Genomic DNA, 20,614 nt, shown 5'->3' with positions numbered 1-20,614 from the left:
TTCTGTGCGGCTCCGTTGCGCCTGCGGCGGGCTCCCGCCCGATTGCCCGGCACGGTCAGTGACCGCCTCGCGCGTTCGTTGCGGGTCGGTGCCGCGCCGGCGCACTCCCCCAGCCTTCGGCCGGGGGGACCCCCACAGCGCTCGCGGTTTACCCCCGCGTCGTTCGGCGCCGGTGTTCGCCGCTCGTCTCCCCCAGCCTTCGGCCGGGGGCCCCCATGGGCGCACCCCGCCACGCCCCCTCCCGTTGTGTGGGCGCATGACGGCCGGTGGGGGTGAGTGGGGCACCTGCGGTCACCCCGGACCGCTCTCTGAACCCCGTCCGGCCGTCAGCCGCCCACGCGACCGGAGGGGGTGTGGCGGGGTGCCCCCGCAGGCGACGAGCGGTGCGTGCGGTGCCGAATGACGTGGGGCAGCGCCGCGAGCGCCGAGGAGGTACCCCGGCGCGGCCCCGACCCCAACCCGACGGAGCGCAGGCCCGCACTGACCGCGCCGGGCAATCGGGAGGGCGGGCGGGGGAGAAACCGCAACCGCAACACACAACGGCGCCGCACACAACAACCGGCCCGCGCCGGAGCGCGGATTGCGCTCACCGGGTGAACGCATGCGTCGATCAGCCTAGTGCGCCACGGGGTCCGGGTGCCCGCCCGGTTAAGAGTGGGGGGTACGCATCCGGAGGAGCAGCGCATGCCGCATGCCGCAGCGGGACCCCCTCGTCGGGCCCCCGCAGGGCCCGCAGCGGGACCCCCCCGTCGGGTCCCCGCAGGGCCCGCAGGGGCCGCGGTCGGGCTTTTCGCGGCACTGGTGTGCCTGCTCCACGCGTTGTGCGCGCCGGGGGCCGCGGCACTTCAGCCGCTGGAGCGGACGGCGGCCGTCGCCGTCGCCGCCGCCACGGACGAACCCGGCAAGCAGATGCACCACCCCCCGGCGAGCGTCGGGCGGCGCACCGTCCCGCAGGCGGGCCCCCAGCTGCGTGCCGGAACCGTCCAGGGGCATGCCGCCGACATCGTCCACGACACCTGCCCCCCGGATCCCGTGGGCGCCGCGCTCCGCGGTCCCGCCCGGCATGTCGCCCCCGCGGGCAGACCCGACCACCTTCACCTCGTCCTGCGCTGCTGACGGCGCCAGGCCGTCGCCGCCCGCGCGGCGGCCCGCAGCCATGCCCGCCAGCAGGACGACAACCGCAGGAGGAACCCACCATGCCCGTGGACATCTACGCAGCCCTGGGCGCGATCGTGCGCGCCGAGGCGGTCCGCGACCGCGAGCGGCCGGTCGCCGCCGACCGGCCGGAGACGGCCCCCGAGCGGACGACGGCGCCGGAAGCGCCCCCGCAGGAACCGAGGGAACTGACCGAACGCCACCACGAGTGACGCCCCGGCGGTCGTGCCCTGCCCGGCACCGGGCAGGGCGCGCCGTACGGGGGAACCGCGGCGCGTGATGCCGCGTTTAGCCCAGTGAGGCGGCACGCGCCGCAGACGGAGGCGGGAAGATGTCCAATCGCGCGAAGGTCGCCGTTGGCGGCGTGGCTGTCGGCCTGATCCTGCTGTGGGTCCTGCCGACGTGGCTGGCCCTGCTGGTCATCGTGGGCGTCCCCGTGGCCGCCTACCTCACCCTGGACCCCTCCCAGCGGCGCAGGCTGCGCCGGGGCGGCAGGCGCCAGATCGGCAGGTGACGGGGCGCGGGGCGCGGTCGCCGCTCAGGTGACGGAGCCCGCGGCGGCGCCGGTCCTGAGGTCGGGGCCCCAGCGGTCCAGCGCCGCCTGCAGGTCGAGCGGGCGCGGGCCGCTGAGTTCCTGCTGCGTGGGCCAGTCCTCACGGGGGACGCGCCACATGACCTCGAACTCGTTCCCGTCGGGGTCCTTGGCGTAGAGCGACTTCGACACGAGGTGGTCGCTGGAGCCGACCAGGGCGCCCCGCTCGGTGAGCAGCCGGGCGGTGTCGGCCAGTTCGCCGAGCGTGCCGACCTCCCAGGCCAGGTGGTACAGCCCGACGCGGCCCTGTTCGGGGCCGGGCGCGTCCGGGCCGATGGCGAACAGCCCGAGGTCGTGGTCGTTGAGCGTGTCCTCGGCGCTGAGGAAGGCGGCGCGGCCGGGGATCTCCACGTCGACCTCGAAGCCGAAGACGGCGGTGTAGAACTCGACGGACCGCGTGACGTCACGGATGTAGAGCACGGCGTGGTTCAGACGGCGAACAGGCATGTGCCCAGGTTACGCGGCCATCATTGAAAGTTCAATGAACCCGGTCGTTAGAATGATCGCGCGATCGACCGACCGAGGGGGAGCAGGGTGACCATGACCGCGACCGTGACCGCCGTCAGCCGCGACGAGGGACACCACTTCAGCAAGCCCACCCACGACAGGATCCGGCTGCTGACCGGGCTCGGCGTGGAGGGCGACGCCCACCTCGGGGTGACGGTGCAGCACCGGTCGCGGGTGGCCCAGGACCCGACGCAGCCCAACCTGCGCCAGGTCCACCTCATCCACGGGGAGCTCCACGACGAGCTGCTCACGGCCGGTTTCGAGGTCGCGCCGGGCGAGCTCGGCGAGAACGTCACCACGCGTGGCGTCGACCTGCTGGGCCTCCCCGTCGGGACGCGGCTGCGGCTCGGCGCGGAGGCCGTCGTCGAGGTGACCGGTCTGCGCAACCCCTGCCTGCAGATCGACGGCTTCCGGCAGGGCCTGCTCAAGCAAGTCGTCGGCCGGGACGAGCACGGTGCCGTCGTCCGCAAGGGCGGGATCATGGGCGTGGTGCTGCACGGCGGAGAGGTGCGGCCCGGCGACCCGATCGCCGTCGAGCTCCCCGAAGGGCCGCACCGTCCGCTCGAGCGGGTCTGACCTCAGGACAGCGCGCAGGAGTTGACCACGTCCCCGCTCGCCGGCCGGGGCACCGTGCGGTCCGCGGGCGGTGTCCGGCCCCGCTCCACCCATGAGGTCAGCGCGTCGAACGCCGCCCGGTAGCAGGGCAGGATCGGGCGCAGCCGGTCCGGATACGTGTCGTACAGCCCGTCGACGTGGTTGCCGCCCTCGATCGTGTAGTAGCGGTGCAGTGCGCCCCGGCCCGCGGAGTCGATCATGCGCGCGTAGACGTCCGAGTCGGTCGCGATCGGCAGCAGCGTGTCCAGGGTGCCGTGCAGGGTGATCATCGGCTTGCCGATGCGCCCGGTGAGCGACACCCGGCCGACGGCCCGGTGCACGGCGGCCGGGCGCGCCGCGTAGTCGTAGTCGGCGTCCGAGGCGCAGGGCGCCAGGATCTCCGGCACGGTCGCACCCGCGCTCGGGCCCGGGCAGGCGGGGTCGTAGGAGGGGTCGAACTCGGCGCGGTACACCTTCTGGGTCAGGCCCCAGTACGCCTGCTGGTGGTAGGCCCACAGGAACTGCGAGCCCGGCGCGAACCCGGCCGCCAGCAGGTCGGCGTCGGTGGCCCGGCCCTGGGCGCGGGCCACCGTGACCGGCAGCGAGGTCAGCAGATTGGGGCCGTCCGCCGTCCAGAGCGTGCCCTCCCAGTCCACGCCGCCGTCGTAGAGCGCCGGGTGGTGCTCCAGCTGCCAGCGGGTGAGGTAGCCCCCGTTGGAGATGCCGGTCATGTACGTACGGTGCGGCGCGCGGCCGTAGCGGGAGGCCACCGCCGCCTTCGCGGCCACCGTGAGCTGGGTCGTGCGCCGGTTCCACTCGGCCATCGCGTCACCCGGGCGGCGGCCGTCGGTGTAGAAGTCCGGCCCGCTGTTGCCCTTGTCGGTGGAGGCGAAGGCGTAGCCCTGGGCGATCGCCCAGTCGGAGATCAGGACGTCGAGCGAGTACTGCTTGCGGGTGCCGGGCGCGCCGGTGACGATCAGGCCGCCGTTCCACCGGTCCGGCAGCCGCAGCACGAACTGGGCGTCGTGCCGCCAGCCGTGCGTGGTGTTGAAGCCCGAGGTGTCGGGGAAGTAGCCGTCGACCTGCACGCCCGGCACGCCGGACGGGCGGGTGGTGCCGGCCGCCGCCAGGCCCGCCTGGTCGGCGGTGTCGGTGTACGCGGTGCCCGCCAGCGCGGTGGTCGTCATGTCGGGCAGGCAGGCCTTCTGCTGGTGCTCGGCGCCGGGCACGGTGACCCGGTCCAGCCGGGCGCAGTGCCCTGCCGTACCCGCGGCCGCCTCCGCACCGGCGGGGACCGCGGCGGCGCCGAGTGCGAGCACGGCGGCGGCGAGCAGGGGGACGCCTCTCCAGGGGCGCATGGGGAGCCTCCATTTGCACGTCGGGGATGGCTGCCGCCACATCGTGGCCGCCCGCACCCGGCGCGACCATGGCGTCGCCCCACGCCCGTACCGTCCGGCTCATGGGGCCGCGTGACATACGTCACCGCCCGGAACGACGCTGCGCAGTATCGTTGGCCCATGCTCTTGCTCGTGCGCCGCCGTCATGTGGACTTCGTCCGCGTCACGAGCATGTCCTGTCGCCGCAGCGGCTGACCCCACCCCGCCCTTCTCCTCCCACTCGGCCCCGCGACGCCGCCCCACCACGGCCCGTCGCGCAGCGCCCGGTCATCGCCGGCGTGCCGGGTCCTCACCCTGCGGACAACACACCATGACGCTCCAGCTCCCCGTGATCGACCTCTCCGCCGCGGACCGCGGCCCCCAGGCGCGTGCCCGCCTCCACCGCGAACTGCACTCCGCCGCCCACGAGGTCGGCTTCTTCCAGCTCACCGGCCACGGCGTGACCGCCGAGGAGACCGCCGCCCTGATGCGGGCGATCCGCGCGTTCTTCGCCCTGCCCGAGGCCGACCGGCTCGCCATCGGCAACCTGAACTCCCCGCACTTCCGCGGCTACACCCGCACCGGCGACGAGCGCACCGGCGGCAGCCAGGACTGGCGCGACCAGCTGGACATCGGCGCCGAGCGCCCGCAGCACGTCCCGGCCGCCGGCGAGCCCCCGTACTGGTGGCTGGAGGGTCCCAACCAGTGGCCCGCCGACCTGCCCGAGCTCCGCGAACTCTCCCTGGCCTGGATCGACCGGCTCAGCCGCGTCGCCCACCGGCTCCTGCACGAGCTGCTCACCGCCATCGGCGCCCCCGAGGGCTTCTACGACGAGGCCTTCGCCGACGAGCCGCACCTGCACCTGAAGCTCGTGCGCTACCCGGGCACCGCCCCCTCCGGCGGCGACCAGGGCGTCGGCGCGCACAAGGACTATGGTTTCCTCACCCTGCTGCTCCAGGACGAGGTCGGCGGGCTGCAGGTGGAACGCTCCGACGGCCGCTTCCACGACGTGCCGCCGCTGCCCGGCGCCTTCGTCGTCAACCTGGGCGAGCTGCTGGAGGTCGCCACCGACGGCTACCTCAAGGCCACCAACCATCGCGTGGTCAGCCCGGCCGGCGCCCGCGAGCGCTACTCCGTGCCCTTCTTCTACAACCCCCGCCTCGACGCGCGCGTGGCCCCGCTGCCGTTCGAGCACGCCCACCACGCGCCCGGCGCCACCCGGGACCCGGCCAACCCGCTCTTCTCCGAGTACGGCCGCAACGAGCTCAAGGGCTGGCTCCGCGCCCACCCCGAGGTCGCCCGCAAGCACCATCCGGAGCTCGTCGCGGCGGCGGCCGTGCCCACCGGCTGAGACGCGCGGCCCGCGCCGCCCGCGGTTACCGTGCCTGCATGGGCACGGCTCCGGCCGAGGACGGCACACTGCGGATCGGCGCACCGCCACGCTGGCTGCGCGTGCTCCCGGTCGGCCTGCTCGGCGTGCTGATCCTGGCCCAGGGGGTCACCCCGGGCGACGTCGAGCTCGGCGCCTACTACGCGGCGGTGGCCCCGCTCGCCGCGCTCACCTACGGGGTGGCGGGTACCGCGGTCCTGGCCGCGGCCGTCGTGGTCGTCATGGAGCTCCCCGTGGTGGGCTCGGGGACGTTCGTCGGCGCCGAACTGGGCGCCGTCGTCCTCATCGGCGCCCTCAGCGTGGTCATCGCCGCGGTGCAGCAGCGGTTCCGGGGCCGCCTGGTGCTGGCCCGGTCGGTGGCCGAGGCGGCTCAGCTCGCCGTCCTCGCCCCGGTGCCCGGCACCGTGGGGGAGGTGCGCTGCGCCGCCCTGTACCGGGCCGCGCAGCGCGGCACCCTGGTGGGCGGCGACCTGTACGACGTGCGGACCGGGCCCTACGGCGTACGGGCGCTGGTCGCCGACGTCCAGGGGCACGGCCTCGCCGCGGTCGGCACGGTCGCGGGGCTGCTCGGCGCCTTCCGTGAGGCGGTGCTCGACCAGCGGGAGCTGCGCGGTGTGGCGGGGCGCCTCGAACGGCGGCTCTCCCTGGACGCCGCCGGGAACAGCGAGTTGTTCGCCACCGCCCTGCTGCTGGAGTTCCCCGACGACGGGTCATGGGTACGGCTGGTCTGCCAGGGGCATCCGCCGGCGCTGCTGCTGCGCGGCCGCGAGGTGCTGGAGCTGGAGTGCGATCCCGGTCCCCCGCTCGGGGCCGGGCCGCCAGGACAGGCACCGGCCCTGCCGTCGGTGGTGACCCTGCTGCCGGGGGACGTGATCCTCGCGTACACCGACGGCGTCACCGAGGCGCGCGACGCCTCGGGCACCTTCTACCCGCTCGCCGAACGTCTCGCCGCCCGCTTGGCGGAGGGCGCCGACCCCTCCCCGGAGGCGGTCGTCGACGCCGTCTGGGAGGACCTGCACCGGTACGCGGGCGCGGTGGGCGACGACGTCGCCCTGCTGGCGCTGGCGCCCCGCTGACGCGGGCGGGCCGTCAGCCCTTGCTCTTCGCGGCGCGCAGCGGGGGGCGGCCCTGCAGCCGGGCGGCCTCGGTGCGGATCTCCGGGAGCTTGGCGTACAGCTCCTTGCCGGGACAGTCGGTCATGTAGGCGTCGCGGTGGCCCGCGATGACGTGGAAGACCGCCCGCTTGCCCTTCTTGAAGCGGCTCTTGCTGCTGCTGGACACCAGGGTGACCTCGCCCCGGGGATCGACGTCGGACAGCCCGAGCTTCCAGGCGGCGATCCGGGCGATCGCCTCGGTCATCGCCTGCGGCACGCTGCCCTTGGCGTCGTAGGTGCCGATCGCGGCGATGCCCATGGTGTCCTTGTTGAAGCCGATCGAGTGGGCCCCGGTGACGGGGCGGTCGGAGCCGCCGGCGCGCCCTTCGTAGATGGTGCCGCACTTGTCGACGAAGAAGTTGTAGGCGACGTCGTCCCAGTGGCGGCTCTGGATGTGGCCGGAGTAGATGTCGCGGATGATCCGGGGTACGTCCGCGCACTTGTAGTCGTTGCCGCTGTCGGTGTGGTGCAGGAACACCGCCTTGACCGTGGTGCTGTAGTGCGGGGGCTCGGTGCGCAGCGACTCGTCGGCCCCCCAGCTCTTGCGCGGGACGATGACGGGCTCGTGGGCCGGGTAGAGCGGGACGCGTTGCAGCCTGGCCCGGGCGGCCAGGTCGGGGAAGGGCATGAGCTGCGGGCTCGGCGCGGGGCGGGCGTGGACCGAGGGCGGGTCGGTGTGGATGATCGCGCTGTGCACCCCGAGGGCGGCCACGGCGACGACACCGGCCGTCCCCGCGGCCGTCGCCCAGACACGTGCGGCACGCCGCGGACGTCCGGCCGCGCGGCGGCGCGCGTGCTTGGCCGCACGGTGTGAACCCATGAAATGAACATCAGCTCATATGACCGGATCGCGTGGAGAGGACACGCCGGGCGGCCCGGAGACCTCACCCGGATGCCCTCCCCACCTCGGCCGGCCCTCTGCCGCGGGTACCTCCCGCCGCGGGGGTGCGGTGCGCTGGTACGGTGCGCTACCTCAGGTACGGTCCGTCCGAGCCGACCTTGCCCGGTGCGGCGTTGGCCCCGCCCAGGTCGAGGACGTACACGCGCAGGTTGCCCTTACCGGGCGCGTCGACCGACAGGCTCCTGCCGCTCACGGTCTTCACCGCGCCGGTCACCGCGTCCTTGTACGTGCCGTTGGGGATCCCGGTGAACGTGGCGCCGCCGCTCACGGTGACCAGCGCGAAGCTGTCCACCCCGCCGGCGGCGTCGGTGTAGCGGCGCTTGAAGGCCATCTCGCCGCTGACCCCGGCGGTGGAGTACTGGCCGGTCTGCAGCGCCGGGACCGCCCGCCGGATCTGGTTCAGCCGCTGCACGTGCTTGACCAGCGGCTGCGAGAGCGTGGTGGCCACCTGCCCGGACGCGGAGCTCACCGTGCCGAAGCCGGAGGCGGTGACGTCGCCCTCCAGGTGCGCCCCGTAGTAGGCGCGGCCCGTGGACGCCAGGGGGCAGGTGGGGCCGCAGTCGATCTGCTTGCCCTTCTGGAACTCGATCTCCGATCCGTAGTAAAGCGTCGGGATGCCGCGGAAGGTCCACATCAGCGACATGTTCTCGGCCCACGCGTCGGTGCCCTCGGCGTAGCGGAAGGACGACTTGTTGGGGCCGTAGTCGTGGCTGTCGACGTAGACGACGTTGTAGGTCGCGTCATTGGTGCTGTCGTCGGAGTCCTTGCCGTTGTTGAAGGCGTTCGAGGCGGAGCCGAAGTTCATGTGCATCCGCATGTCGATGATGTTCATCCCGGAGAACCGGCTGTGGTCCGGGGTGTGGTAGCCGTTGCCGTCCAGGAGGGCGTTCGTGGACGTCGGCTGGCTGCCCGTGCCCAACTGCTCCTCGTAGGTGTACTGCTCCAGCGCGGCGGTGGTGTCGTCGTCGCTGTAGGCCCTGCGCTCCTTCCACGTGTAGAACTGCGCGGAGTGGTTGACCGAGCCGCGGTTCCACTTGTCGTTGACGAAGGCGGCGACCTCGCCGAAGACGAAGAAGTCCTTCGCCTTGTCCGCGCCGAACTCCGCCGTCACCTCGTCGTATATGGCGGGGAGGAAACGGCGGTTCCAGGTGACGCGGGGGATGTGCACGGCGGTGTCGATGCGGAAGCCGTCCACGCCCATGTCGATGTACTTGTTGTAGGCGCCGATCAGGTAGTTCTGCACCTGCGCGTTCTCGGTGTTGAAGTCCGCCAGGTCCTCGTGGAGCCAGCAGGAGCGGGAGTCCTCGCCCTCCCAGTTGCCGATCCAGCACTGGTGGTAGTACCGGGAGGGGAACATGCCGGAGGTCGGGCTCGGCCACTGGCAGTTGTAGAGGGTGTAGCCCTCGGCGCTCCTCCCGCCCGTGGGGACGCCCCAGTTGACGCAGGTGTTGCCGGTGGGTTCGGCGGTCGACCACAGGTCGCCGTTGTAGTACGACTTGCCGGATACCGGCTCGACGGTGAGGCCGTCGTAGGCGAAGCCGTCCTGCTCCTGGTCGTAGTACCAGCTCCACTGGGCGTCGCGCACGCCGTAGACGGTGGGCGTGAACAGGCCTTTGGCGCCCCAGCGGGAACTGTGGTTGTAGACGACGTCCTGGTAGACCTTGATGCCCTTGGCGTGGGCGGCGTTGATCAGGTCCTGGTAGGAGGCGCCGGCCGACTCCAAGCGGGGGTCGACCCGGTAGAAGTCCCAGCCGTGGTAGCCGTGGTAGTCGTAGTCCGAGCGGTTGAGGACGACGGGCGTGATCCAGATCGCGGAGAAGCCGAGGCCCTTGACGTAGTCGAGCTTGTCGACCAGCCCCTTGAAGTCGCCGCGGAACATGGGGTCGCCGCCCGCGGCGTTGCCCGACTTCACGTGCTGGCTGCCGCCGCGGTCGTTGGAGGTGTCGCCGTCGTAGAAGCGGGCGGTGAGGACGAAGTAGATCGGGTCCTTGCGCGGGTCGCCGCCCAGCGGCTCGCCCGGGGTGGTCCGCGGGGCCTCACCGGTGGTGACCGTGGCGGGCGAGGAGGCGGGCGACATGTTGCCTGCCGCGTCGAGGGCCTTGACGGTGTAGCGGTAGGCGGTGTGTTCCTCCAGGCCGGTCTGGGTCGTCACGGTCGAGGTGACGTGGGCGATCGACGTGCCCTTGGTGCCGCCGGTGCGGGTGACCTCGTAGCCGGTGACGGCGGTGTCGTCGGTGGCGGCGGTCCAGCTCACCACGACCGATGTGCCGGTCGCCTGCGCGGTCACCCCGGTGGGGGCGGTGGGCGCCGTCGTGTCCGGCGCGGATGCGGCGCACGGGTCGTCGGCGTCCCGCGTCACGAGCCTGTTCCGGACCGTGCTGACGCCCTCGGTGAGCTGGTAGTTGCCGCCGTTGTTGTTGTCCCAGGTGCCGTTGCCGTTGTTGAACGCGGCCTGCCAGGCGGTGGCGGTGCCGAGGTCGACGGTCCTCTTCACCCAGCCGGTGCAGGCGGCCTCCATGGCGACGCCGGGCACGGCCGTCCAGGCGCCCCCGGCCGGTGCCCAGTGCAGGTTGTACGCCGCCCAGCCGACGGTGTCCGTGGCGTAGTAGACGGTGGCGCCGTGGCCGGCCGGTTCCCCGGTGCCGCTGCACGGGTCGCTGTGGGCGACGGCGCCGTCCTTCACCGTGATCGTGCCGGTGCCCAGCTGGTAGTTGCCGCCGCCGTTGTTGTCCCAGGTGCCGCTGCCGTTGGTGAAGGTGGCCTGCCAGGCGGTCGCGGTGCCCAGGTCCACGGTCAGCTTGACCCAGCCGGTGCAGGCCGCGGCCATCCGCGTACCGGGCGGGGTGGTCCAGGAGCCGCCGGAGGGGGCCCAGTGGAGGTAGTACGACGGCCAGCCGCGGCCCGCGGTCGCGTAGTACACGGTGGCACTGCTCGCGGTGGCGCCGGCACACGGGTCGACCGTGGTCACCGTCCCGGAGGAGACGGCACTGGTGCCGGTGCCGAGCCGGTAGTTGCCGCCGCCGTTGTTGTCCCAGGCTCCGCTGCCGTTGGTGAAGGTGGCGGAGAGGCCGGCGCCGCCGCCCAGGTCGACGGTCCTGGAGTACCAGCCGGTGCAGGCCGGTTGCATGGCGACGCCCGGCACGGTGGTCCAGGCACCGCCGGTGGGCGCGTAGTGCAGGTTGACGGTGGTCCACGCGGAGGCGGGACGGTAGTAGACCGTCGCCGAGGTGGCGGCGAAGGACAGGCCCGTCGGCAGCAGGCCGAGCAGCAGGCCGCCGACGAGCAACAGCACGGTGTACAGCGCGCGATGGCGTCCAGGGCGCGCGGGTCGGGTCATACGGGGGCTCCTCGGGCGAGGGCCGCCGGGGGCGGCGGCCGGTGCGGGTGAGGCAGGCCCTCCCGCGCGCCACGAAAGGAACAGCCGTGAGTTTCCTGCAAATTGCTGCAAGAATCTTCATGAGATTACTGGGACATGACAGGGCGGTAAAGGGGTCCCGCAGCGGGACGCTCAGTAGTAGTCGCGCATCAGCTCAGTGGCCCACGCGGGCTGGAAGGCGGTGTCCAGCGGCCCGAACTCGGCCATCCACGGCTTGAGGTCGAGTACCGGCGTCCCGTCCACGGCGTCGAGCCCCGCAACGTGGACATCCAGCCCGTCGACCCGCAAGATCTTGCAGCGCGACACATCCAGGCGGTTGGGCCGGTTCTTGCCGCGCTGGGCGAAGATGCCGATCAGCGGCCACCCGGCGTTCCCGCGCGGATGGCGTGCGCCGGTCTCCACCCGCTCCTCGGGGACCCGGTCGAAGTGGAAGACGACCTCCAGGTGGGAGAAGGTGTCCAGGCCGTACAGCGCCTGCGGACCGAACTGCTCCCCGTCCAGCCGGATCACCGCCTCGACGCCGCCCCAGTCGTCGTCCTCGACCGGTACACGGCCGCCGGTCACCCATCCCACGGGCCGTACCTCGATCGCCGTCATACGCGCTCCTCCGCTGCCGTCGATGCGTCTCTTACTGATCACTATGTGAGATATGGGTATCATTTGGTGGACTGCGCTGGCTAGCGTGGAGGTCATGACGCGGGAATGGGACGCCACCACCTACGACAGCCTGCCGCTGCCCCACGCGCAGTGGGGCCGAGGGACCCTGGACCGCCTCGCGCCGCGCGGCGACGAGCGGGTGCTCGACCTCGGCTGCGGCACCGGACGCGACACGGAGGCGCTGCTCGACCTGCTCCCGCACGGCCGCGTCGTCGCCCTCGACGGCTCGCTGCGCATGCTGGAGCAGCTCCGCCGGCGCCTCGCCGGACGCCTGGACCGCGTCGAGGTCGTGCACGCCGACATCACCGGCCCGCTCCCCGTCACGGGCACGGTGGACGCCGTCACCAGCGTCGCCACCTTCCACTGGATCCCCGACCACGCCGCGCTCTTCCACGGTGTCGCACGCGTCCTGCGCCCTGGCGGACGCCTCGTCGCCGAATGCGGCGGACTCGGCAACATCGCCGGCGTGTCGGCCGCCGTCGACGACGTCCTCGGCCCGCAGCCCGCCGTCTGGAACTTCGCGGGCGTCGAGGAGACCGAACGTCGCCTGCGGGACGCCGGTTTCACCGACGTCCAGGTCGCCCTCGTCTCCGACCCCGCCCGTCTCGAACCGGGCGCGCAACTGCTCTCGTACCTGGCCGTCGTCGTCCTCGGCGGACAGCTGGAACGCCTCCCCGGCGCGGAGCACGAGGCCTTCGTCCGCGCCGTGGCCGCGTGCCTGCCGGAGCCCGTCGTGGACTACGTCCGCCTGACGATCTCCGCGACGCGCGGTCCCGGGGGCACGCGGGGGTGACCCGCGTGCCCGCCCCGCCCCGGTCCGTCACCGTCACAGTCGCCGCGTGATCCGCAGTTCCGTCAGGTACCGCTTGACGACGCGGCCGCCGTGGCGGCCGTCGGCCAGCGCCCGGATGCAGGCGAGCAGGCCCTCCCGCCGCGCCGCGGGAAGGGCGCGGTGGTTGGAGTAGCTGAGCAGCAGGTCGAGGTACTCGGCCGTGGTGTACGGCAGCTCGCGCTCGTAGCGGTGGAAGACGGCCGGCCCGAAGCGCCCGGAGCGGTCCGTCTCCTCGCTGTCGGTGGGGACCAGGGCCGCCGCGCGCGGCCGCAGCCCCGGGGGCGTCGCCGGGTCGAAGCGCTCGTAGCACTCCTGCACGTCCGCGAAGAAGGCCCGGGTGCCGCCGTCCACGTGATGCGTGGCGATGACGGCCAGCACCCCGCCGGGCCGCAGCGCGTCGGCGCACTTGACGACCGCCACGGCGGGGTCGATCCAGTGGAACGCCGTGGCCGAGACGACCGCGTCGAACGGCTCCTCCGGGAGCGGCCAGTCCTCGAAGGCGGAGACGACCACCTCGACGCCCGGGAACCCGGCCAGCCTGCGCCGGGCGACCGCCGCCATCGACGGGCCCAGCTCGACGGCCGTGACGTGGAAGCCGCGCTCCGCGAGCGGCACGGTGGCCTGCCCGGTCCCGCAGCCGATCTCCAGCACGCGCGCGCCCGGGCCGAGCCCCGCCACCCCGGCCAGGTCGTCGAAGAGCACGCCGGGATACCCCGGGCGGACCCGGTCGTACAGCTCGGCGTCCTCGTCGAAGACGCCCCTCAGCGAAGTCCGGTCGGTCACCCGTCGAGACTAGGGCCCGGCGCTAGTCGGGCGGCAGCGGAACGGCGGGACCCTGCGGCGACGGGAGGAGCACGTTCCGGACGTAGTCCTCGACCGCCGCGTCGAGACCCACGTCACGCTGGGCCCGCTCGGACATCAACCAGCGGTGTTCCAGCAGCTCGTGGTAGATCTGCGCGGTGTCCAGGGAGCCGCGCAGCTCGCGCGGCACGGCGCGGACCGTCGGCCGGAAGACGTCGCGGACCCAGCGGTGGGCCAGCACTTCGGGGCGGGCGCCCAGCGGGTCGCCGGGGGCGTAGTCCTCCTGGCCGGCCATCCACGTCTCGAGGTCGTTGAGGAGGCTGCGGGCCTGGTTCTCCTCGGCGTCCAGGCCGGTGAGGCGGAGCAGCTGGCGCTGGTGGTGGCCGGCGTCCACGACCTTGGGCAGGAACGTGACGTCGTCACCGTCGGGCGACCGCTGGATCTGCATCTCCGCGACGTCGAAGCCGAGGTCGTTCAGCCGCCGGATGCGCCGGTCGATGTAGTGCCGCTTGGCCACCGGGTACACCGACTCGCGGGTGAGCTCGTGCCACAGCTCGTCGTAGCGGTCGGCGATGGCCTGCCCGAAGGTGACCGGGTCCACCGACGGGTGCAGCGAGCCGCCCGCCTCCAGGTCCATCAGCTCGCCGGCGATGTTCACCCGGGCCACCTCGATGTCGTACTCCCGCTGACCGCGCGAGAGGCTGGGCTGGATCTGCCCGGTCTCGGCGTCCACCAGGTAGGCCGCGTAGGCGCCCGCGTCACGCCGGAAGAGGGTGTTCGACAGCGAGCAGTCGCCCCAGGCGAAGCCCGCCAGGTGCAGCCGGACCAGCAGCACGGCGAGCGCGTCCAGCAGCCGGTTGACCGTGCCCGGGCGCATCGTCGTCTCGAACATCGAGCGGTACGGCTGCGAGCCGCCCAGGTGGCGGGTGATCAGCACCGGCTCCAGCGGCTCGCCGCGGTCGTCGGTGCGGCCGGTGACGACGGCGAGGGCGTCGACCGCGGGTATCCCCATGCGGTCCAGGTCGCGCAGCAGCCCGTACTCGCGGACGGCCGCCCACTCGCCGACCTCCTTGACCGCCACCACCTCGTCGCCGGCCAGGGCGAACCGGACGACGTGCCGCGAGATGCCGCGGGGCAGCGCCACCAGGTACTCCTCCGGCCACTCCTCCAGCGGCACGTTCCACGGCAGGTCGAGGAGGGTCGCCGGATGGTCCGGGGAGGTCGCGGTGATCTGCAGGTCCATGGCGCCCAGTCTGCGGCAACGGGGTGATCGCGCGGGACACCGGGGCGGCGCATACGCTGCGGGGCATGAGGCAACGGCTTGTGGTCATCGGCGGGGACGCCGCGGGCATGTCGGCGGCGTCGCAGGCGCGCAGGAGGAAGGGGCCCGACGAACTGGAGGTCGTCGCCTTCGAACGCGGGCGCCGCACCTCCTACTCCGCCTGCGGCATCCCGTACTGGATCGCCGGGGACGCCACCGGCCCCGACAAGCTCATCGCCCGCACGCCCGAGAAGCACCGGGCCCACGACATCGACGTGCGGCTCGGCACCGAGGTCGTCGAGATCGACCGGGACCGCGGCCGGGTGCGTACCCGGGACGTCTTCGGGGCGGAGGACTGGACGGAGTACGACCAGCTCGTCATCGCCACCGGCGCCGTGCCCAAGCGCCCCCCGATCCCCGGGATCGACGCCGGGGGCGTGCACGGTGTGCAGATCCTCGACGACGGCGAGGACATCCTGGACGCCCTCGACAACAGGCCCGTCAGGACCGCCGTCGTGGTCGGCGGCGGCTACATCGGCGTGGAGATGGCCGAGGCCATGCTGCGGCGCGGTCTCCGGGTCACCCTCGTCGAAGCCTCCGAGCAGCCCATGGCGACCCTCGACCCGGACATGGGCCGGCTCGTGCGGGAGGCCATGGAGGGCCTCGGCATCACCGTCGTCACCGGAGCCCCGGTGCGCGAGGTGCTCACCGGGGCGGACGGCCGGGTCCGCGCGGTGGCCACCGACCAGGGCGAGTACCCCGCGGACGTGGTCGTGCTCGGGCTCGGCGTCGCCCCCAACACCGGCCTCGCCCGCGACGCGGGGCTGCCGCTGGGTGCGCACGGCGGGCTGCTCACCGACCGCGCGATGCGTGTGCGCGGGGAGGAGGCGGTCTGGGCGGGCGGGGACTGCGTGGAGGTCCTCAACCTGGTCTCCGGCGGGATGCAGCACATCGCGCTGGGCACCCACGCCAACAAGCAGGGCCGGGTCATCGGCACCAACATCGGCGGCGGCTACGCCACCTTCCCGGGCGTGGTGGGCACGGCCGTCAGCAAGGTCTGCTCCCTGGAGATCGCCCGTACGGGACTGAAGGAGTCCCAGGCACGGGCCGCCGGGCTGCAGTACGTCACCGCGGTCATCGAGTCCACCAGCAGGGCCGGCTACTACCCCGGCGCAGCCCCGATGACGGTCAAGGCCATCGCGGAGCGGCACACCGGACGGCTGCTCGGACTGCAGATCGTCGGCCGCGAGGGCGCGGCCAAACGCGTGGACATCGGTGCGGTGGCGCTCACCGCGGGCATGACCGCCGCGCAGATGACCGGGCTCGACCTGGGCTACGCCCCGCCGTTCTCCCCGGTGTGGGACCCGGTCCTGATCGCCGCGCGCAAGGTCGACGGGAAGGTCCGCGCGGACGGCCCGGACGCCTGAGCCGCGACCGGGGGCGCTCAGGCGGGCCGTACGGCCAGCTTCTCCAGGCCCTCCAGCAGGCTGGGGAGTTCCGGCCCCCGGCCGACCGGCAGCACCTCGCCGGGCTCCTCGTCGAGCAGCACGAAGGCGATGTCGTCGGTGCGGGCCACCAGGCTCCAGCCCTCGCCGTCCACTCGCAGGGTGCGTACGCCCTCGCCCGCCGCGGTCGAGCGTATGCGGCCGGGCGGCGGGGGCGTGCGGAGATACTCCTGGGCGGCCTCCAGCGCGCGCCGCACCCCGGGGTGGATGCCGTCGGCGGCGGGAGCCGTGGGCCCGGTCCCTTCGCCCGACTCGTTCTCCGTGGGCTCCTTCTCGGTGGGCTCCTTCTCGGTGGGCGCCTTCTCCGTGGGCGCCTTGTCCACGGGCTCCTTCTCCGTGCCGTCAGGCGCGGAGTTTGCGACGGTCGCGGCGGATGTGTCCGGACCGCTGGAGCCGCCGGCGCCGTCCGGAGTGCCGGACTCGTCCCCGGCGTCGAGCTGTTCCCGCCAGATCCGCCACTGGAGGGCTATCTCGTCGGCCCCCAGGCGTCGCTGCGCGGGCCCCCACGTCCCGGTGTCGGGCGGCGAGAGCGGCGGGCCGTCCTCGGCCTCGGGCGGATCGTGCGGAGCGGGCACGCCGGGCGCGGCCACCGCGACCGGCAGCGGCCAGCCGGGCAGCGCGGCGACGACCGAGCGCTCGTCGGGGGAGAGGTCGTACTCCAGCCCGCAGTCCCACGCGGCGAGGGCGCACGCGACCAGCGCCGTGTCGCTGATCGCCACCGTCCACCGGGCGCCCGTCCCGTCCTGGCCGAAGACGAGGCCGTAGCCGTCGTCCGCCGGTTCCAGCCCGAGCTCGGCGCACGCCGCCGGATAGTCGTCGGCCAGGACGCCCGGGAACTGCGCGGGCGTCAGCATCGCCGCGGTGAGCACGAACAGCGCGTCGTCGTCCGTCGCGGACACGGGCATCCCCTCTCCAGTGAGTTCTCAGTGGTGGGCGCACCCTAACCACCCGGTAACACCCGCGTCGAGACCGGGGCGCGCCCTGTGGAAAACCGTTCGGTGGCCGGATCGCCGGCTTCTACGCTGGCGCCATGGCCAACTCCCGTGCCCACCAGGGCGTCCGCCCGTGAAGAAACGGCGCCGTCGCCTCCGCTTCGACGGGCGGGAGTTCCTCTGGACCGCCCGCATCGGGCACGCAGAGCAGCCCGACGGCACCTGCCGCCGTGTCGTCTTCGTCCGCGTCATGGACGGGGAGGCTCCCGGCGGCCGCGCCCTCGTCGTCGATCTGGTGTCGGCCTCCGAGCCCGGTCCGTGGGGATCCTGCGCCACCGGCACCGCCCACCCGACTCCTCGCGACGTCCGCCTGCTCGTCGAGCACGCGCTCGCTGTCGGCTGGGAGCCCGGCGCACACGGCCCCCCTCTCGTGCTCACCGCGGAGAGCGGCGATCCGGGCCTTCCGGGGTTCCGGCTGCCCGCGGGCGGGAACGCCCCTGGGTGAGAGGGGTGATGCGGATGGCCACCTGGCTCCGGAGGTTCACCGCGGCGCGGACGCCGGGGAGGCCCGCGAAACCCCCGCCGACGCCCGGCGCGGAGCCCTCACGCCGGGCATCACGCGAGCGCAACCTCTTCGAGGCGGCCGCCGCCCATGTCGCGGCCTCCGTCGAGGGGTACGAGGAGGCGCTCGAGGCCGCTGCGGCGCGCGTCGCGCCGGAGGCGCTGATGTTCGGGATCGGTGAACTCGCCCGGCGTGCCGTCGCGGTGCTCGCCCAGGAGCGTGGCGTACCGCCGCGGGCGGTCGCCCGGTCGCTGCTCGGGCTCCCCGAGGCGTGAGGCGTCCGCCGCCCTACCGGGCCCGGTTCGTCACATGCGGCCTTCCACGGCGGGGGTGACCGCGGCCTCGCGCGGACCGTACCCGGGCAGGAAGAGCCTCATGGAGCAGGGGTCCTCGGCCGCCACGGCGACCTCGACGCCCCAGTAGGCGCTCAGCCGGCCGGCGACGTCGAGCAGCCGCCGCCGCTCCTCGGGCGAGTACGCGGGGAAGCGCACCCAGCCGCGGTCGGAGACGGCGCGGCCGAGGTCGTTGAAGAGCGTGGTCCGCGCGCGCTGTTCCTCCTCGTCCGTCAGCGGGGTCGGGTCCCCCTCGCGGGGTACCAGGCGGACGTTGTACAGCTCTCGGGTCACGCGCGGCCTCGCAGTTCTCCTCGGTCGGACGTGCCGCAGGCTACCGTCCCCGCCGCGCCGGCCGGACCCGCCGGGGCCGCACTCAGGACCCCAGGGCGCCCAGGGTGGTGCGCAGCCAGCCGAGCTCCGCCCGCGTGGTGGCCCGTGCGATCGTCAGGACGCCCCGCCGGAAGGGATCGTGCAGCTCCTCCGCCCGCAGCGGGCGGCCGCCGTCGTGGAAGAAGCGCGTGGGCTCCTCCAGGAAGGCGAGCCGGCGACGCAGCACCGCGCTCTGCAGGGCGGGGTCGTCGAGATGGCGCAGGAAGGCGAGGAGCGTGAACCAGCGGTTCTCGTCGGAGATGTCGGCGGCGTCCGGCTCCGCGCGGAACTGGAGGCGGCCGGGGTGTCCGTCGTGACGGTCCCTGGTGCCGGTCACAACATCATGTTCGACAACGCCTACGCCTTCGTCGAGGCCATCGCGAGGAACCGCTCGTCGGTGTCGGTGTAGGAGGTCAGGGTCCACCCCGAGGACTCCAGCAAGGGCTCCAGGTTGGGCTCGGCGCGCAGGTCGTCCGGGGTCAGCTCGCGGCCCTGCCGGGCGGCCAGCGCCGCCCGTCCGATCGGGTGGAAGAGCGCCAGCCGGCCGCCGGGCCGGGTGACCCGGGCCAGTTCCCGCAGACAGGCCCCGGGGTCCGGCAGGTGCCCGATCAGCCCCGCGGCGAAGACGGCGTCCAGGGATGCGTCGCGCAGCGGCAGCAGGGCGCAGTCGGCCAGCAGCAGGGCGCCGTGCTCCCGGCGTCCGGCCCGTACCGCCGCGGCCAGCATCTCGGGCGTCAGATCGGCGCCCACGACCGTCCCGGACGCCCCCACGGCCGCGCGCAGGAAGGGCATCGCCCGGGCCGTGCCGCACCCCGCGTCGAGGACCCTTTGGCCCTCCCGCAGGCCCAGTTCGGCGACACCGGCACGGTAGACGGGGGCGTCGTCGGGGTAGCGGGTCTCCCAGTCGGCGGCGCGGGCGGCGAAGAACGCGCGGATCTGCGCGGGGTCGGTGTGCACGACGGTCCACCTCCGGTTCGGGGCGTGCGCCGGGGCGCACGGGACGCGGGGCATCATGGTCGCATGATCCCGTTCCGTTCCGTGGCCCTCTTCCTGCTGGCTGCACTGCTGGAGATCGGCGGCGCCTGGCTGGTCTGGCAGGGGCTCCGCGAGCACCGCGGATGGGCGTGGATCGGGGCCGGCGTCATCGCCCTGGGCCTGTACGGGTGCGTCGCCACCCTCCAGCCGGACGCCGAGTTCGGCCGCATCCTCGCCGCCTACGGCGGGGTGTTCATCGCGGGCTCGCTCGCCTGGGGGATGGTGGCCGACGGCTACCGCCCCGACCGCTACGACGTGGTGGGCGCGCTGGTCTGCCTGGTGGGCGTGGGGATCATCATGTACGGGCCACGCAGCGGCTGAAACAGGCTTCGTGCGTACAGGTTCGTGCCGTATGCGATCGTCGGGGGCCGCATCCGGAAAGCACATGGTCAAATAAGGCAGGGTTCCGTCATGGCCCGAGCGTGCGACCACCCCCGCACTAGCGTCCCGGGGCCATGGGACACATCGACCACGCCGCCTTCGGCTGGCTGACCCCGCTGCTCTCGTACGCCATGGCGTGCGTCGGCGCGGCGCTCGGACTGCGCTGCACCGTACGGGCCCTGGCCGCGACCGGCCGCTCCCGGCGCAACTGGCTGATCACCGCCGCGAGCGCCCTCGGCACCGGGATCTGGACGATGCATTTCGTCGCCATGCTCGGCTTCCGCGTCACCGGCACCGAGATCCGCTACAACGTCCCCCTGACCGTCCTCAGCCTCGCCGTCGCCATGGTCGTCGTCGGCCTCGGCGTCTTCGCCGTCGGGTACGGCCACGGCCGCTTCCGGGCCCTCGCGATCGGAGGCCTCACCACGGGTGTCGGCGTGGCCAGCATGCACTACCTGGGCATGGCCGCCGTACGCCTGCACGGCGCGGTCTCCTACGAACCGTGGCTCGTGGCGCTGTCGGTCGCCATCGCCTGGGCCGCCGCGACCGCCGCGCTGTGGGCCGCGCTCACCATCCACCGGCCCGTGGTCGTCGCCGGCGCCTCCCTGGTGATGGGTGCGGCGGTCAGCAGCATGCACTACACCGGGATGCTCGCCGTGCACGTCCGGGTCCGGCCCTCGGCGGACGCGCTGACCGGCTCCGGCGCGACAGCGTTCCTCTTCCCCCTCATCGTCGGTCTCGGCTCCTACCTCTTCCTCACCTCCGCCTTCGTCGCGCTCTCCCCGACGGCGAGGGAACACATCGCCTCCGCGACCGCCCAGCGCATCGGCGAGGGTGCCCTGTGACGCCGCCACGGGGCCGCAGAGCGCACGCGGGACTCCCCGCGGACGAGGAACCGT

At 73.5% G+C, this 20,614-nt stretch carries 22 protein-coding genes and 1 pseudogene; 12 read left to right on the top strand and 11 right to left on the bottom strand.

The genetic code is table 11. From position 1 onward, the window contains the following. Positions 1-801: 801 nt before the first annotated feature. The 3 genes from ACFV3E_RS20035 (at position 802) to ACFV3E_RS20025 (ending at position 1,669) form a co-directional block, all read left to right on the top strand. The gene (locus ACFV3E_RS20035; protein ID WP_500535811.1) at positions 802-1,116 is read left to right on the top strand and encodes a hypothetical protein; all 315 of its coding nucleotides are present in this window, start codon (positions 802-804) and stop codon (positions 1,114-1,116) included. 80 nt (positions 1,117-1,196) lie between these two features. Then, entirely contained in the window at positions 1,197-1,367 is a 171-nt protein-coding gene (locus ACFV3E_RS20030; protein WP_500363810.1) for a hypothetical protein, read from the top strand. A 119-nt stretch (positions 1,368-1,486) separates the two neighbouring features. After that, the gene (locus ACFV3E_RS20025; RefSeq protein WP_500323219.1) at positions 1,487-1,669 is read left to right on the top strand and encodes a tail-anchor membrane protein; all 183 of its coding nucleotides are present in this window, start codon (positions 1,487-1,489) and stop codon (positions 1,667-1,669) included. 24 nt (positions 1,670-1,693) lie between these two features. On the opposite strand, the gene ACFV3E_RS20020 is transcribed toward ACFV3E_RS20025, so the two are convergent. Beyond that, complete coding sequence (locus ACFV3E_RS20020) at positions 1,694-2,194, bottom strand: VOC family protein (RefSeq protein ID WP_500363808.1); 501 nt, start codon at positions 2,192-2,194, stop codon at positions 1,694-1,696. A gap of 93 nt (positions 2,195-2,287) precedes the next feature. Here ACFV3E_RS20020 and ACFV3E_RS20015 point away from each other — a divergent pair, with 93 nt between their 5' ends. Beyond that, positions 2,288-2,830 carry an MOSC domain-containing protein gene (locus ACFV3E_RS20015; RefSeq protein WP_499515431.1) on the top strand — a complete coding sequence of 181 codons (543 nt, stop codon included), beginning with the start codon at positions 2,288-2,290 and terminating at the stop codon, positions 2,828-2,830. 2 nt (positions 2,831-2,832) lie between these two features. Here ACFV3E_RS20015 and ACFV3E_RS20010 read toward each other — a convergent pair whose 3' ends face one another. After that, a complete protein-coding gene (locus tag ACFV3E_RS20010; RefSeq protein WP_500535810.1) occupies positions 2,833-4,206 on the bottom strand; it encodes a tannase/feruloyl esterase family alpha/beta hydrolase in 1,374 nt (457 codons plus the stop codon). A 349-nt stretch (positions 4,207-4,555) separates the two neighbouring features. Between ACFV3E_RS20010 and ACFV3E_RS20005 the strand changes: the two genes are divergently transcribed. Beyond that, positions 4,556-5,575: an isopenicillin N synthase family dioxygenase gene (locus ACFV3E_RS20005; RefSeq protein ID WP_500535809.1), complete on the top strand. Its 1,020-nt coding sequence runs from the start codon at positions 4,556-4,558 to the stop codon at positions 5,573-5,575. Between the two features lie 38 nt (positions 5,576-5,613). Further along, positions 5,614-6,690, top strand: a complete 1,077-nt coding sequence (locus ACFV3E_RS20000; RefSeq protein ID WP_500535808.1) for a PP2C family protein-serine/threonine phosphatase — start codon at positions 5,614-5,616, stop codon at positions 6,688-6,690. 13 nt (positions 6,691-6,703) lie between these two features. On the opposite strand, the gene ACFV3E_RS19995 is transcribed toward ACFV3E_RS20000, so the two are convergent. From ACFV3E_RS19995 to ACFV3E_RS19985, 3 genes are all read right to left on the bottom strand, one after another. Next, positions 6,704-7,588, bottom strand: coding sequence for a peptidoglycan recognition protein family protein (locus ACFV3E_RS19995; protein WP_500363801.1), 885 nt, complete (start codon positions 7,586-7,588; stop codon positions 6,704-6,706). 148 nt (positions 7,589-7,736) lie between these two features. Next, on the bottom strand, positions 7,737-11,006 hold the full coding sequence (locus ACFV3E_RS19990) for a carbohydrate binding domain-containing protein (RefSeq protein ID WP_500535807.1): 3,270 nt from the start codon (positions 11,004-11,006) through the stop codon (positions 7,737-7,739). Positions 11,007-11,177: 171 nt separating this feature from the next. Continuing rightward, on the bottom strand, positions 11,178-11,642 hold the full coding sequence (locus ACFV3E_RS19985) for an SAM-dependent methyltransferase (RefSeq protein ID WP_500535806.1): 465 nt from the start codon (positions 11,640-11,642) through the stop codon (positions 11,178-11,180). 94 nt (positions 11,643-11,736) lie between these two features. Here ACFV3E_RS19985 and ACFV3E_RS19980 point away from each other — a divergent pair, with 94 nt between their 5' ends. After that, positions 11,737-12,495, top strand: a complete 759-nt coding sequence (locus ACFV3E_RS19980) for a class I SAM-dependent methyltransferase (protein WP_500535805.1) — start codon at positions 11,737-11,739, stop codon at positions 12,493-12,495. Between the two features lie 33 nt (positions 12,496-12,528). Here the strand turns inward: ACFV3E_RS19980 and ACFV3E_RS19975 are convergent, their stop codons facing one another. After that, on the bottom strand, positions 12,529-13,317 hold the full coding sequence (locus ACFV3E_RS19975) for a class I SAM-dependent methyltransferase (protein WP_500535804.1): 789 nt from the start codon (positions 13,315-13,317) through the stop codon (positions 12,529-12,531). Positions 13,318-13,339: 22 nt separating this feature from the next. Continuing rightward, positions 13,340-14,578, bottom strand: coding sequence for a DUF4032 domain-containing protein (locus tag ACFV3E_RS19970; RefSeq protein WP_500363792.1), 1,239 nt, complete (start codon positions 14,576-14,578; stop codon positions 13,340-13,342). Between the two features lie 65 nt (positions 14,579-14,643). Here ACFV3E_RS19970 and ACFV3E_RS19965 point away from each other — a divergent pair, with 65 nt between their 5' ends. Next, positions 14,644-16,023, top strand: a complete 1,380-nt coding sequence (locus ACFV3E_RS19965; protein WP_500535803.1) for an FAD-dependent oxidoreductase — start codon at positions 14,644-14,646, stop codon at positions 16,021-16,023. A 17-nt stretch (positions 16,024-16,040) separates the two neighbouring features. On the opposite strand, the gene ACFV3E_RS19960 is transcribed toward ACFV3E_RS19965, so the two are convergent. After that, positions 16,041-17,006, bottom strand: coding sequence for a hypothetical protein (locus ACFV3E_RS19960; RefSeq protein WP_500535802.1), 966 nt, complete (start codon positions 17,004-17,006; stop codon positions 16,041-16,043). Positions 17,007-17,166: 160 nt separating this feature from the next. On the opposite strand from ACFV3E_RS19960, the gene ACFV3E_RS19955 reads away from it, so the two are divergent. After that, positions 17,167-17,538, top strand: coding sequence for a hypothetical protein (locus tag ACFV3E_RS19955; protein WP_500535801.1), 372 nt, complete (start codon positions 17,167-17,169; stop codon positions 17,536-17,538). Between the two features lie 14 nt (positions 17,539-17,552). After that, complete coding sequence (locus ACFV3E_RS19950) at positions 17,553-17,870, top strand: hypothetical protein (RefSeq protein WP_500535800.1); 318 nt, start codon at positions 17,553-17,555, stop codon at positions 17,868-17,870. Positions 17,871-17,900: 30 nt separating this feature from the next. Here the strand turns inward: ACFV3E_RS19950 and ACFV3E_RS19945 are convergent, their stop codons facing one another. The 3 genes and pseudogenes from ACFV3E_RS19945 to ACFV3E_RS19935 all read right to left on the bottom strand — a co-directional run bounded on the left by ACFV3E_RS19945 (position 17,901) and on the right by ACFV3E_RS19935 (position 19,313). After that, positions 17,901-18,221: a hypothetical protein gene (locus ACFV3E_RS19945; protein WP_500535799.1), complete on the bottom strand. Its 321-nt coding sequence runs from the start codon at positions 18,219-18,221 to the stop codon at positions 17,901-17,903. An 82-nt stretch (positions 18,222-18,303) separates the two neighbouring features. Further along, positions 18,304-18,588, bottom strand: a pseudogene (locus ACFV3E_RS19940) (PadR family transcriptional regulator); the annotation flags it as partial. A 68-nt stretch (positions 18,589-18,656) separates the two neighbouring features. Continuing rightward, the gene (locus tag ACFV3E_RS19935; protein WP_500535798.1) at positions 18,657-19,313 is read right to left on the bottom strand and encodes a class I SAM-dependent methyltransferase; all 657 of its coding nucleotides are present in this window, start codon (positions 19,311-19,313) and stop codon (positions 18,657-18,659) included. Positions 19,314-19,319: 6 nt separating this feature from the next. On the opposite strand from ACFV3E_RS19935, the gene ACFV3E_RS19930 reads away from it, so the two are divergent. Together ACFV3E_RS19930 and ACFV3E_RS19925 are read left to right on the top strand one after the other, a co-directional pair. Further along, positions 19,320-19,655: a YnfA family protein gene (locus ACFV3E_RS19930; RefSeq protein WP_500363778.1), complete on the top strand. Its 336-nt coding sequence runs from the start codon at positions 19,320-19,322 to the stop codon at positions 19,653-19,655. Positions 19,656-19,789: 134 nt separating this feature from the next. Beyond that, entirely contained in the window at positions 19,790-20,560 is a 771-nt protein-coding gene (locus ACFV3E_RS19925; RefSeq protein WP_500535797.1) for an MHYT domain-containing protein, read from the top strand. Positions 20,561-20,614 lie beyond the last annotated feature (54 nt).

It is taken from the genome of Streptomyces sp. NPDC059718, assembly GCF_042733315.1.
In the GTDB taxonomy this organism is placed as follows: Bacteria; Actinomycetota; Actinomycetes; order Streptomycetales; family Streptomycetaceae; genus Actinacidiphila.
This window is presented reverse-complemented; position numbering and strand designations above follow the sequence as displayed.

Excerpts from the sequence above, each read along its gene's own strand:
- ACFV3E_RS19980 (WP_500535805.1), top strand. The coding sequence starts at position 11,737 with ATGACGCGGGAATGGGACGCCACCACCTACGACAGCCTGCCGCTGCCC.
- ACFV3E_RS20030 (WP_500363810.1), top strand. The coding sequence starts at position 1,197 with ATGCCCGTGGACATCTACGCAGCCCTGGGCGCGATCGTGCGCGCCGAG.
- ACFV3E_RS19930 (WP_500363778.1), top strand. The coding sequence starts at position 19,320 with ATGATCCCGTTCCGTTCCGTGGCCCTCTTCCTGCTGGCTGCACTGCTG.
- ACFV3E_RS19950 (WP_500535800.1), top strand. The coding sequence starts at position 17,553 with ATGGCCACCTGGCTCCGGAGGTTCACCGCGGCGCGGACGCCGGGGAGG.
- ACFV3E_RS20000 (WP_500535808.1), top strand. The coding sequence starts at position 5,614 with ATGGGCACGGCTCCGGCCGAGGACGGCACACTGCGGATCGGCGCACCG.
- ACFV3E_RS20005 (WP_500535809.1), top strand. The coding sequence starts at position 4,556 with ATGACGCTCCAGCTCCCCGTGATCGACCTCTCCGCCGCGGACCGCGGC.
- ACFV3E_RS19960 (WP_500535802.1), bottom strand. The coding sequence starts at position 17,006 with ATGCCCGTGTCCGCGACGGACGACGACGCGCTGTTCGTGCTCACCGCG.
- ACFV3E_RS19925 (WP_500535797.1), top strand. The coding sequence starts at position 19,790 with ATGGGACACATCGACCACGCCGCCTTCGGCTGGCTGACCCCGCTGCTC.
- ACFV3E_RS19990 (WP_500535807.1), bottom strand. The coding sequence starts at position 11,006 with ATGACCCGACCCGCGCGCCCTGGACGCCATCGCGCGCTGTACACCGTG.
- ACFV3E_RS19995 (WP_500363801.1), bottom strand. The coding sequence starts at position 7,588 with ATGGGTTCACACCGTGCGGCCAAGCACGCGCGCCGCCGCGCGGCCGGA.
- ACFV3E_RS20015 (WP_499515431.1), top strand. The coding sequence starts at position 2,288 with ATGACCGCGACCGTGACCGCCGTCAGCCGCGACGAGGGACACCACTTC.
- ACFV3E_RS20010 (WP_500535810.1), bottom strand. The coding sequence starts at position 4,206 with ATGCGCCCCTGGAGAGGCGTCCCCCTGCTCGCCGCCGCCGTGCTCGCA.
- ACFV3E_RS19965 (WP_500535803.1), top strand. The coding sequence starts at position 14,644 with ATGAGGCAACGGCTTGTGGTCATCGGCGGGGACGCCGCGGGCATGTCG.
- ACFV3E_RS19970 (WP_500363792.1), bottom strand. The coding sequence starts at position 14,578 with ATGGACCTGCAGATCACCGCGACCTCCCCGGACCATCCGGCGACCCTC.
- ACFV3E_RS20020 (WP_500363808.1), bottom strand. The coding sequence starts at position 2,194 with ATGCCTGTTCGCCGTCTGAACCACGCCGTGCTCTACATCCGTGACGTC.
- ACFV3E_RS20025 (WP_500323219.1), top strand. The coding sequence starts at position 1,487 with ATGTCCAATCGCGCGAAGGTCGCCGTTGGCGGCGTGGCTGTCGGCCTG.
- ACFV3E_RS19935 (WP_500535798.1), bottom strand. The coding sequence starts at position 19,313 with ATGATGCCCCGCGTCCCGTGCGCCCCGGCGCACGCCCCGAACCGGAGG.
- ACFV3E_RS19985 (WP_500535806.1), bottom strand. The coding sequence starts at position 11,642 with ATGACGGCGATCGAGGTACGGCCCGTGGGATGGGTGACCGGCGGCCGT.